Below are 10,036 nucleotides of genomic sequence, written 5' to 3'. Positions count from 1 at the left end.
TCAAAACCCGGGGCGGTTCACGCCAAAAGCTAACAGCTAGCTTTGGTGTGGTAGTGATTGACGCTGCGGAGCAGCTGCAATCAGCGATCAATCAAGCTGATGACTTGCTGTATGTGGCGAAAAGATCAGGCCGTAATAAAGTGATGAGTGTCAAGAGCCCGGAGTGGGCAACAAATCTGCACGCCACGGCCTGCTAAATTTGATGGGCTTAACGTGCAAAGTTGTTGGGAATGCTGCTTGCTTCGCCCTCGTTCAGGGCATAGCACCAAATAACGCACCCACGCCCGCTGTCACCGCCATCGCCAACGTGCCCCAAAAAGTTACTCGAAACGAACTCCTGGCGACGGGGGCGCCGCCGACCAGCGCGGCGATGGCTCCAAGCATGGCCAATAAGAAAGCTGCACTGACAACCGTCCATTGCAGCAAAGTATCCTCTGGAGCCAGCATGACTACTGCCAGTGGCATGGCTGCACCTACGCCAAAGCTGAGAGCAGAAGCCATAGCCGCTTGAAGCGGGCGGGCACTGAGCGCCTCCGAAATGCCCAACTCATCTCTCGCATGTGCTCCGAGTGCATCATGCGCCATCAATTGCGTAGCGACCTGGCTTGCGAGCTCGGGCTCAAGACCGCGTTGCACGTAGATGGCTGTCAGCTCACGGTGCTCTGTTTCTCCATCAGTTGCAAGCTCTTTACGCTCGCGCTCTAAGTCTGCTTTCTCGGTATCGGCTTGCGAGTACACCGAGACGAATTCTCCTGCGGCCATTGACATAGCACCAGCAACAAGACCTGCTACAGCTGTGGTCATGATGTCAGCATGACTAGCTTGTGCTGCTGCAACTCCCGCGACCAAACTCGCAGTGGAAATAATTCCATCATTTGCCCCGAGGACCGCAGCGCGCAGCCAGCCTATGTGCTCAGTGCGGTGTTGCTCGGTATGAGCACGATATTGGTGTGGCCTCATGATCAACTTCAATTTTTAGTTCTTATTTTTAACAGCGCTGTTGGGGAGCATGCGTACAAGCGTATTGTCACGTTGGATGTAGTGATGCAACAGTCCCGCCGCCGCGTGGAAACCAATCAGAAAATAGCCTGCCGAAGCCACAGTTTCGTGCAGTTCCTTGATTTGGTCCGAAAGTGATTCATTCGCGTCTAACAGCGATGGTATTGGCAAACCAAACAGGACAATTGGCTTGCCGTCAGCACTCAGTGTTAGCCATCCAAGGATTGGTGTGACCACCATGAAGGCGTAGAGCGAGTAGTGCAAAAGCTGAGAAAGCTTGTCCTGCCAATGTGGGATCGGCGGCTGAATATCTGGTGCTGTACCTGCAGCCCAGCGCGCGCCAATTCGCAGCATAACGAGGGCCAGGATCAATAGGCCGAGTAAGTAATGCAACGACTTCATGTTTGCCCGCAAATCACTACCTTTCGGCGCGACCCCACGCAACTCCATAAAGGCGTAAACGGCGATAAGAACAAACAACATCAGCCAATGCAATCCGATGACCAATGTGCTGTAGCGGCTCTGCGTATTCTTGAATTGCATATTCTTCTCCGTTAGCTGCAAAGTTCATCGTGAAGAACTTCAAGTCCATAGTATCTGGCTCGATTCTGAATAACACCTGAAGTGTTGCCTGAAAACAGCAGGAAGCGCACATGCAAAAACTAGCAATGTGCGATTCGGGGAAATGGTCAATCTTTAGCGCTAACGGCAGTTATCAATATTCCGGCGCTTTTTTTGAAGAAATCGACAGGCTTTTTTCTCTGTGGTTCTACGTCAGTTGTAAGTGTCGGAAGAAGGGGAAAGAAAACGGGATACAGCACGAGTGCCCATGCCCACGCAGGGTGGGAGTTGCTGCTGACTTGTCCATAGCCGTCATTTTTTCCGGGCAGCATGACCACGCTTACCCTCCTCAGTCTGATAGCTCTGTGCGCAGTGGCCTGTAAGGCTTGTTCTTTGGAACCGAGCAAGGCGGGCACGGTTTTCAGACGCAGCACCCGCACCATGCCGGTGTATTGACTGGATCTTGATCCACTGGCGATCGAGGTCAACTTGGCCCATGCCGTTAAAGATGCCAATGGCAGCAGCTACAACCGCGGCAAGTTACTTGGGCAGGCAAGCCGTGTACAGCCCCTTAATCTGAAGATTTGTAGACCAGGGGTAGGCGGGTAGGCCCGTGCAATCGGTATTTCGTCCAGCCGTGTGGTGTAGCGGGGCGTGCGGTGCTCTTGCTTCATGCGCCATCCGGCGTCGTCAGTTTGGGTGTGGCCGGTGCTGCCAAGGTGCACGGTGGCTTTGCCGTAACGGGCGTTGATGCGATCCATTGCTTCCATCAGCTTGTCCTCATTGCGCCTAGTGCGGGGTTCTTCAAACAGCAGCTCGGTCTGCTGCTGCGTGTTGGCAGGGCGCAAGTCCAGCAGCATCACCCCGGCCTTTGCCAGCTCAAACCCCGGCTGGTAGATCTTGCGCAGCCCACCCACGGCTGCGTGCAGTAGTGTTCTTGTGTCTGACGTTGGTCGCTGTAACGGGATGGTGATGGACTGATTGAAGCGCGGCCCCGAGCGGAATGGCGAGGTATGTGCAAACACCAGCAGGGCACCGGCCAACTGGTGGCTGTGGCGCAGCTTCTCAGCGGCACGGGTGGCAAATTCGCTCAAGGCTTCCACCAGTGGGGGCAGGGCGTTGATGGCATGGCCAAAGCTGCGTGTGCAGGCAATCTGTTGCTTTGGGGCCGGGGCGTGTTCTAGGCTGATGCAGCTGGTGCCCTGCAGCTCACGCACCGTGCGCTCCAGCACCACGCTCCAGGCACCCCGTGCCTTGGTGGCGGGCATGCGTGCCAAGTCCAGTGCGGTGTGTATGCCTTGCTCTGCCAGTCTGGCAGCCAAGCGGCGGCCAATGCCCCACACATCGCCTGCCGGGGTGCGCTGCAGCAGCTCACGGTGCTGTGCTGGCGTCAGCTCTGCCCAGTTGCACACCCGTGCCAGCTCTGCCGGGTAGCTGCCGGGTTTGCGCTCGGCATCCTTGGCAATGTGGTTGCACAGCTTGGCCAGCGTCTTGGTGGGGGCCAGCCCTATGCAGGTGGGTATGCTCGTCCAGCGCCAGATGCGGCCACGTATGGCCCGCGCCCGGTGCGTCAGGTCGGGTATGCCCTCCAGGTCGCCGATAAAGCTCTCATCAATCGAATAGATCTCCTGCAGCGGCCCCAGCCCTGCGGCAATCGCCATCATGCGGGCGCTCATGTCGCCGTACAGCTCGAAGTTGGCCGACAGGCACACCAGATCTGCGGTGCGCTCCAACTCCCGAAACTGGTAATACGGTTGAGCCATTTTGATGCCCATGGCCTTGGCCTCGTCTGAGCGTGAAATGGCGCAGCCATCGTTGTTGCTCAGCACCACCACGGGCCTGCCACGCAGCGCAGGCTGAAAAGCCCGTTCGCAGGACACATAGAAGTTGTTGCCATCAATCAGGGCAAACATGGCAGCACCTACAGCGGCACGATGGACAACTGCCCCGTCAAGATCGGGCGGTACAGAATTTTGTAGCCGTCTGCATCAAACCCGGCCGCCACCTTGGCCAGCTTGCGTGCCTGGGGCAAGGTGCTGGCGCTGCCCAGATAGCACCAGTTGTGCACCACATGCAGCTGCTGCAGATCGTTGCAGCGCTCTTTCAGTGCAATCGCCCCTGCGTAGGGCCATGTGGCTATGCGCAAGCCTTCCAGTGCAGCTTGCAGGCGCTGGGCATGCTCGGCAAGGGTTTCGCGCCCACAGCACACACCGTGGCAGCGCTTGATCATGGCCCTGAAGCACGCTCGGCCGGCTGGCAGCTTCTCCAGCCCCAAAGCACCTAGGCACAGGGCATGTGCATCGGCCAGCTCATGCAGCGCCTGCAGGGCAGACGTGCGGCTGCTGTACAGGCCATACAGATCTGGGGCGCTGGCAAAGTCCATGTCACGGGCATGCACCACCTCGGGCTGCCCATCACGCAGTTGCAGCGCACACAGCTGGCGGTTGCGGCGCAGCTTCTGGTTGTACAACGGCTGCTGCTGTTTGATGAGCTGGGCCTCCAGCAGCAAAGCACCAATCTCTCCCGCGGTGCGAATGTGGCTGATGTGCGTGGCCTGCCGCAGCATGCGGGTCTCCTCAGGGTTGCGCAGGTGCGACAGCACCCGTGCGCGCAGGTTCACGCTTTTGCCAATGTACAGGGGCATGCTGTCGCCCTGCGCATGAAAGATGTATACCCCCGGTGCCGCAGGCATGTCCAGCAGGGCAGTGCGCAGGTGTGCTGGGTAGGCGTAGGGGCTAGCCTGCTCAAACTCCGGGTGGCGGCGTGCGGGCAGTTGCATGGCTAGCGGGCAAAGCGTTTGATACAGGCAGTGACTACACCCCAGATCTCCAGCGTTTCATTTTCCAGCGGGGTAATGTCGGGATAGGCCGGGTTGCCTGCCTGCAGCCGTACAGCGCCACCTGCACAGTGCAGCAGCTTGACCGTGATCTCTCCCTCCACCATGGCCACCGCAATGTGCGCGTGGCGCGCCTGGATGGAGCGGTCCACCACAATCAAGTCCCCATCATCAATGCCGCAATCCTGCATCGAAGGGCCAGCCACCCGCAGCAGGTAGGTGGCGTGCGGGTGCTCAATCAGCAAGCTGGCAATGTCCAGGCGCTCGCCCCGAAAGTCTTCTGCAGGCGACGGGAAGCCTGCGCGCACCGGGCAGTCGGCCAGAGGCAGCCCTATGGGTGAGGCAGTGGTTGGCACGGGCATGCCGGCCAAAAGACGATTGCTGTACATGCATACATGTATATATCCGGGCGAAAAAACTGTCAGATGCTGGCTTGGAAAAAGCAGTGGTTTCTGCCTGTCAGCGCAGTGGAATCTGCAAGCAGTGGTCGAAGGTTGGTGCAGAGCGCTTTAGTCCTATTGCAGTCCCTCATGCAAATAACCAGGGAATCACCGAGAGCCCAAACGCTATGCCAATAACTGTCCACAGTAAGATAACCATAAGGGCGCCAGCTTTGCTGGTCGGCTTCGACTGTTTTTCAGCCATCCATTTGTCCGCTTGCAAACGGCATTGAGTCAGCACGGAGGTCGGTAGCAATTTGACCGTTAGCAAAATGAGTGCTGGAAGCAAAAAGATATCGTCCACATACCCCAGCACCGGTATGAAATCAGGTATCAAGTCGATAGGGCTTAGCGCATAGGCGACCACGAAAAGACCAAGTGCTTTGGCATACCAAGGAGTTTCAGGGTGCTTGCCTGCAAACCATAGCGTTACGCCATCGCGCTTGGTTCGCTTGGCCCATCGGGTTAGATGTTCACGGATGCTCATAGGGTTGAGTACTTAAAAGGGGGCTTATCCAGTGCAGCTATGCGATAGCGCTTGCTGAATGCAGCGCGTTCACTTCCACGGTGACATGCACAAGCTCCTTATGAATGCCGACAAGCTGGCGAATGTAGTCTGGGGTTACCCTCATCCCTCCTGTTACGGCCACAATGCATGCGTATTTGCCTTTACCTACAAGCCACACATGCAAGTCTGTCAGTTCGGCTTGGTAAGGACCTTGCGCAATCGCTTCACGTATCTCTTCAGTTACTGGGGCATCCATTTCTGCATCTAGGAGCACTCGTGCGCTTTCACGCAACAGCCCCCACGCCCAGATGGTAATCAGCGCAGCGCCTACGAGGCCCATGGCTGGGTCTAGCCAAGCAAACCCCCACAACATTCCACCTAGCAAGGCAAAGATGGCCAGCAAAGAGGTCGCGGCATCTGCAACAACATGCAGATAAGCAGAGCGTAAATTCAGATCATCATGCTCGGCATGACCGTGATGATGGTGGTCGTGATCATGGTGGTGATGCCCGTCCTTCAGCAGCCATGCACACACTAGATTCACCATCAAGCCCAAGGCCGCAACGCCCATGGCCTGTTCATATTGAATGAGAGATGGGGATAGCAAGCGCTCCACTGACTGCAGCACCATGAAGCATGCAACCAACATCAAGAATATGGCGCTGGTATAGCCTGCGAGAACCTCGATCTTCCAAGTTCCAAATGCAAAGCGCGAGTCCCCCGACAAACGACGGGCCGCGACATAAGCCGCCGCAGATAAACCCAAGGCTAGGGCATGGGAGCTCATATGCCAACCATCTGCCAGCAGGGCCATGGAGTTGTAGTAATAGCCTGCACCAATCTCTAAAACCATCATCGACAGCGTCAGCAGCGCTGCAAGCTTTGCATTCCTTTCCCCCAAAGGATTGCCTTCATCAAAAATATGAGAGTGCTGGCGTACAGAGGGCGGAGCCGCTTGCTGAAGTGATTGTGTTGCGTTCATTTGTATACTGTACCCTAGTATATTTAGGCCTCTAAAATTGCCCTTATGTCACATACAGTTCAGAACAAGAAGCCGCTGCTGGCGCGGATTCGGCGTATCAAAGGGCAGGTCGAAGCGCTGGAGCGCGCCTTGGAAAATTCGCAAGACTGTTCCGTCGTTCTGCAGCAACTGGCCGCTGTGCGTGGCGCTGTCAATGGCTTGATGCTGCAAGTCATGGAAGGCCATCTGCGGGAGCACCTTGCGGATGCCGACGCCACAGACGCACAGCGCGAGAAAGACCTTGAAATGGTCATTGCGGTGCTGCGTAGCTATGCAAAGTGACAAAACCTGCGGCCTGCAGACTAATAAGTCACTGGAGCTGCTCACTCTTGGATTGGTGCAATCGTTTAACCAAACCTGTCTCTCAAGCTGAAAGTGTGCATCCCTGCGGCAAAAGCTTCGGCTAACGCCTAACGGCATCTCGCCCCTGAGGCCGTCGCGCCAGCCTCAACTTTCACCAACTCTCGCCTCGAAGTCTGGTGCTGTGCACCGGGCTTGACCATGCCTGACCGCGAAAGCGCATGGGGCATTTCCCGCCCACACAAACGCAGGCAAGCTATTGGCGTAAAGTTGCCACGCCCTGGCAGGCTAGCGCCTGTACTTCAACAAACGAGCTTTTAACGGTAGCCGATGTGATTCAGGGCAAATACTTACCAAGGATGCAGTGACACCAGTCTTCGAGTAGGTGTTGCTGATCTTTTTGCCAGCGCGGCGATATTCATCACTGCATACAGCGTCAAGCCATGGGTTGGAAATTTTCACAATGATCGATTGGACCCCCGTAGTCTTCGTCACGTTCAAGGTACTCATCTTTGGCACGTGCATGTTCTTCGCCATCAAGTGGCATTACGACCAAGGCAAGAAGGGGGCGAACAAGCGCGCTCTGTTGCTCACGGGCGGCAAGGTGCTAGCGGCTTTCATGCTGGCGCTTGTGTGCGTGGTACTTTTCACTTTCACACTTGCTAGCAAGCTTGGTTTAGATTTGAACATGCCATGAGCGAAAAGGCCGTTTGGTCGCGATCGCTTGAAACAAAAAAGCCAGCAGTCGCTGGCTTAAAACTACACGAAGTAGTAGGTGCTCTCAGAAGGTCTCAGCTGCTTATATATAAGGCACGCCGTAGTAGTCGTGCACACGGCGACCATATTCATCGGTGTACTCTGGCCACGTATCGTTTTCATAGCGTGGAGCGTTATGCAGTTGCTCCTTGGTGACAGACACTACATAGCCGCCCTGATTCGGTTCATATTTCAGGCTGTGCCAAGGCAGGGGATATAAGTCAGTGCCTATACCCAGAAAGCCACCAAATTCCATGACGGCATAACGTACCTGACCGGTGATCTTGTCGATCATCAGAGAGTCAATAGAGCCCAGCTTTTCGCCAGCGGGGTTGTACACATTGGTGCCGTTAACGCGAGACGATGAGATGACGGATGAAGCGGTGTTCGATGTATGCATTCCTTCTCCTGTTCCATAAATTTCAGGGCCTAGGGCCAGAACATCTGGCTAGCCTGAGAAAACCAAGCAGTGCTTATTGCTGTTTCTGTTTTTGAGATTGCTGCGGATGACCCTGGTGGCTCTTTTGGTTGGGGTCCTGCTGTTGCTGCTGAGGCTTCGGGGTGTTTTGGCCCGGTTGTTGCTGGTTGGGGCTTGGCTGCTGTTGCTGCTGCTGTTCCTTTTGGCCGGGATTTTGTGGCGGTTGGTGTTGCGACATTTCCATTACTCCTTCAGGTTGGCAGGCAAGCAGGGATTGCTTACCTTGGTATCAAGCATCGCCGACGAACGGCGGTTGAAGGGTAGGACAGACGGTCACTTACCAACTTTTGCGGAATAGTCTTTTCTTTACATCGCTCTGAGGGCGAGGGTGCCTCGGTGGGAGCACCCAAGGTTTAGCGCCTGTTTTTGCACGCATTTTTGCTTAATTTTTTATAGCTATTAGCGTTTGCTGGATCTGCGATATATGCAGTTTTTATATGAAAAGGTAGTGGGAGTGCATCCACGCTGCGAAAGTGCTGTTGACGGCCCGCCCGGTGGCGGCTCCCGCAGAACGTAGGCGGTGGGTGTAGAAGCTAGGCTGCTTGAGGCAAAGCGGTGGCAGGCGAGGCGCCAGAGGGCAGGCCACTCAGCATGACTGCGCAGTTGTTGGCGCAGTCTCATGCGCAAGCATGCCGGGTTTGCCGTCATCCAGTGCGCTGTGATCATTCAGCGGCAGCGGCGCTTCAACACAGTTGCGGCCAGCGGCTTTGCCCCGGTAGAGGGCAGCGTCAGCGGCGCGCATGGCTCCTGCTAATTCTGCAATCGAGCTAAAGGGATGGGAGATGCCGATAGTGACCGTGCAGCGCAGTGGCTGAGAGCTTTCCGGAATATCAATGATCTGCGCTTCCAGCATAGCGCGCAGCCGCTCTGCCAAGCGAAAAACACCGGCTTCGTCCGTGTCAAGGCAGATGAGCACAAACTCTTCGCCGCCGATGCGGCTGGTTAAATCACCGCGGCGTGCGGTGGTGCGCAGCACTTGTGCCACGTGGCATAGCACTGCATCTCCAGCGGTGTGGCCGTAGGTGTCATTGATGTGCTTAAAGTGGTCAACGTCCAGCAGCAGCAAGTAGGCCGGGGCAGTGGTGCGGGTATTGAAAAACAGCTGAAGCGCTTCTGAGAGACCCCGCCGGTTAAGCAATTGCGTCATCGGATCGCGTTCGGCCACGTCGCGCAAATCATCGGTCAAGCGGCGCAGTACCAACCAGACGATGGAGGGCGGCAAAATGGTGGCCAAAGAAGACATGTAAATATAGAACACGGTCTGGAAGCTGTTGTCCATTTGCAATGCGTCCAGTCCACCGTCCACAATTTTGATGAATTTCAAGGCGTTGAGAACACAGATGCCACTGATCAGCAGGGCAAAAAAGACCATTTCGGCATACAAATCTTTGGCAAAAGTACGCACGCCATGGATGACAGTCAGGGTCATCAAAAAGAACAGCAGCGACGACATGGCCGCCAGCATCGCGTAGCGCGCGGTGGGCCCGAGGCTCCATTGCACCAGCACTTGTGCGCAGCCATACACCACCGCAAAAACAATCAATGGGCGCCACAAAGGCACCATGTGGCCAAAAAAGCGCATCGCGCCCAGCCAGTAGGCAATTGGGGAGGCCAGCGTGAGTGTGTGGTTGATAACGCTCACGGCACTCCATGTGGGCCCGCCCTCAGCCAGTTGCAGGATATAGGCCAGTCCGAGCAAAAAATTGCCCAGAGCAAAAAAATCCATCCCCATCTTTTTGCCATGCAAGCGTTTGCTGATTAGCAAAAACATGGCTGAAAAGCACAGCAGGTGGGCACACAACATGCCGACGAGAATGGTTGCAACCATGGTGTTGAGGGAAAAATGCAATACAGGCAGCTGTTGGGGGGAACGACTGGCTGCCCTGGCAGTCGTACGCAAGAATCAGTAGGCAAAACATGCAGAGGCAGGATGGGCCTGCTTCCTACGGCATGCTCTGTAGTGGCTGTTGACGTTCTTGGGATTGAACGTCGCAGTGTAATGATTTGTGAATAGATGCCAAGCCCTTTGACCAGAAAGCACCGCAGTTTTGCGCCGACTTTGCAGGAAAACTGAGTCTCTCTGGGGGAGATGCAGCAAGGCTATGGCGTAAGAATTTATTAAGCCTTGCAAGGCGAT

At 55.8% G+C, this 10,036-nt stretch carries 14 protein-coding genes; 3 read left to right on the top strand and 11 right to left on the bottom strand.

Annotated elements, in window-relative coordinates; translation table 11 throughout:
• Nucleotides 1–197, top strand: a 197-nt coding sequence (locus B3R00_RS05445; protein WP_286997902.1) for a diguanylate cyclase domain-containing protein, incomplete at its 5' end; no start/stop codon positions are given.
• Nucleotides 198–252: 55 nt separating this feature from the next.
• Here B3R00_RS05445 and B3R00_RS05440 read toward each other — a convergent pair.
• The 8 genes from B3R00_RS05440 to dmeF all read right to left on the bottom strand — a co-directional run bounded on the left by B3R00_RS05440 (nt 253) and on the right by dmeF (nt 6,326).
• Entirely contained in the window at nt 253–960 is a 708-nt protein-coding gene (locus B3R00_RS05440; RefSeq protein ID WP_286997903.1) for a VIT1/CCC1 transporter family protein, read from the bottom strand.
• Between the two features lie 15 nt (nt 961–975).
• Nucleotides 976–1,542, bottom strand: coding sequence for a cytochrome b (locus tag B3R00_RS05435; protein WP_286997900.1), 567 nt, complete (start codon nt 1,540–1,542; stop codon nt 976–978).
• A 146-nt stretch (nt 1,543–1,688) separates the two neighbouring features.
• On the bottom strand, nt 1,689–2,048 hold the full coding sequence (locus B3R00_RS05430; RefSeq protein ID WP_286997898.1) for a hypothetical protein: 360 nt from the start codon (nt 2,046–2,048) through the stop codon (nt 1,689–1,691).
• A gap of 36 nt (nt 2,049–2,084) precedes the next feature.
• Nucleotides 2,085–3,473: a Y-family DNA polymerase gene (locus B3R00_RS05425; RefSeq protein WP_286997897.1), complete on the bottom strand. Its 1,389-nt coding sequence runs from the start codon at nt 3,471–3,473 to the stop codon at nt 2,085–2,087.
• 8 nt (nt 3,474–3,481) lie between these two features.
• Nucleotides 3,482–4,339 carry an excinuclease Cho gene (gene cho / locus B3R00_RS05420; RefSeq protein WP_286997896.1) on the bottom strand — a complete coding sequence of 286 codons (858 nt, stop codon included), beginning with the start codon at nt 4,337–4,339 and terminating at the stop codon, nt 3,482–3,484.
• A 2-nt stretch (nt 4,340–4,341) separates the two neighbouring features.
• Nucleotides 4,342–4,785 (bottom strand): LexA family protein, encoded by a 444-nt coding sequence (locus tag B3R00_RS05415; RefSeq protein ID WP_286997895.1) that lies wholly within the window; start codon nt 4,783–4,785, stop codon nt 4,342–4,344.
• A 139-nt stretch (nt 4,786–4,924) separates the two neighbouring features.
• Entirely contained in the window at nt 4,925–5,323 is a 399-nt protein-coding gene (locus B3R00_RS05410; protein ID WP_286997894.1) for a YkvA family protein, read from the bottom strand.
• Nucleotides 5,324–5,360: 37 nt separating this feature from the next.
• Nucleotides 5,361–6,326, bottom strand: a complete 966-nt coding sequence (gene dmeF, locus B3R00_RS05405; protein WP_286997893.1) for a CDF family Co(II)/Ni(II) efflux transporter DmeF — start codon at nt 6,324–6,326, stop codon at nt 5,361–5,363.
• Between the two features lie 45 nt (nt 6,327–6,371).
• Between dmeF and B3R00_RS05400 the strand changes: the two genes are divergently transcribed.
• Both B3R00_RS05400 and B3R00_RS05395 read left to right on the top strand, forming a co-directional pair.
• Complete coding sequence (locus B3R00_RS05400; RefSeq protein WP_286997892.1) at nt 6,372–6,647, top strand: metal/formaldehyde-sensitive transcriptional repressor; 276 nt, start codon at nt 6,372–6,374, stop codon at nt 6,645–6,647.
• A 481-nt stretch (nt 6,648–7,128) separates the two neighbouring features.
• Nucleotides 7,129–7,362: a hypothetical protein gene (locus B3R00_RS05395; RefSeq protein ID WP_286997891.1), complete on the top strand. Its 234-nt coding sequence runs from the start codon at nt 7,129–7,131 to the stop codon at nt 7,360–7,362.
• Nucleotides 7,363–7,464: 102 nt separating this feature from the next.
• Here the strand turns inward: B3R00_RS05395 and B3R00_RS05390 are convergent, their stop codons facing one another.
• The 3 genes from B3R00_RS05390 to B3R00_RS05380 all read right to left on the bottom strand — a co-directional run bounded on the left by B3R00_RS05390 (nt 7,465) and on the right by B3R00_RS05380 (nt 9,727).
• A complete protein-coding gene (locus tag B3R00_RS05390; protein ID WP_286997890.1) occupies nt 7,465–7,821 on the bottom strand; it encodes a PRC-barrel domain-containing protein in 357 nt (118 codons plus the stop codon).
• Nucleotides 7,822–7,894: 73 nt separating this feature from the next.
• On the bottom strand, nt 7,895–8,077 hold the full coding sequence (locus B3R00_RS05385; RefSeq protein ID WP_286997889.1) for a hypothetical protein: 183 nt from the start codon (nt 8,075–8,077) through the stop codon (nt 7,895–7,897).
• Between the two features lie 408 nt (nt 8,078–8,485).
• On the bottom strand, nt 8,486–9,727 hold the full coding sequence (locus B3R00_RS05380) for a GGDEF domain-containing protein (protein WP_286997886.1): 1,242 nt from the start codon (nt 9,725–9,727) through the stop codon (nt 8,486–8,488).
• Nucleotides 9,728–10,036 lie beyond the last annotated feature (309 nt).

Origin of the sequence: Comamonas sp. UBA7840, from assembly GCF_002501455.1 — a bacterium.
Taxonomy (GTDB): domain Bacteria; phylum Pseudomonadota; class Gammaproteobacteria; order Burkholderiales; family Burkholderiaceae_C; genus Comamonas; species Comamonas jiangduensis.
The sequence above is the reverse complement of the archived record's forward strand: the minus strand, read 5'-3'. Positions and strand labels throughout refer to the sequence as shown.

What these genes read in the sequence shown, in the direction of transcription:
- B3R00_RS05440 (WP_286997903.1), bottom strand. Translation starts at nt 960, where the DNA reads ATGAGGCCACACCAATATCGTGCTCATACCGAGCAACACCGCACTGAG.
- B3R00_RS05435 (WP_286997900.1), bottom strand. Translation starts at nt 1,542, where the DNA reads ATGCAATTCAAGAATACGCAGAGCCGCTACAGCACATTGGTCATCGGA.
- B3R00_RS05425 (WP_286997897.1), bottom strand. Translation starts at nt 3,473, where the DNA reads ATGTTTGCCCTGATTGATGGCAACAACTTCTATGTGTCCTGCGAACGG.
- cho (WP_286997896.1), bottom strand. Translation starts at nt 4,339, where the DNA reads ATGCAACTGCCCGCACGCCGCCACCCGGAGTTTGAGCAGGCTAGCCCC.
- B3R00_RS05415 (WP_286997895.1), bottom strand. Translation starts at nt 4,785, where the DNA reads ATGTACAGCAATCGTCTTTTGGCCGGCATGCCCGTGCCAACCACTGCC.
- B3R00_RS05410 (WP_286997894.1), bottom strand. Translation starts at nt 5,323, where the DNA reads ATGAGCATCCGTGAACATCTAACCCGATGGGCCAAGCGAACCAAGCGC.
- dmeF (WP_286997893.1), bottom strand. Translation starts at nt 6,326, where the DNA reads ATGAACGCAACACAATCACTTCAGCAAGCGGCTCCGCCCTCTGTACGC.
- B3R00_RS05400 (WP_286997892.1), top strand. Translation starts at nt 6,372, where the DNA reads ATGTCACATACAGTTCAGAACAAGAAGCCGCTGCTGGCGCGGATTCGG.
- B3R00_RS05395 (WP_286997891.1), top strand. Translation starts at nt 7,129, where the DNA reads ATGATCGATTGGACCCCCGTAGTCTTCGTCACGTTCAAGGTACTCATC.
- B3R00_RS05390 (WP_286997890.1), bottom strand. Translation starts at nt 7,821, where the DNA reads ATGCATACATCGAACACCGCTTCATCCGTCATCTCATCGTCTCGCGTT.
- B3R00_RS05385 (WP_286997889.1), bottom strand. Translation starts at nt 8,077, where the DNA reads ATGTCGCAACACCAACCGCCACAAAATCCCGGCCAAAAGGAACAGCAG.
- B3R00_RS05380 (WP_286997886.1), bottom strand. Translation starts at nt 9,727, where the DNA reads ATGGTTGCAACCATTCTCGTCGGCATGTTGTGTGCCCACCTGCTGTGC.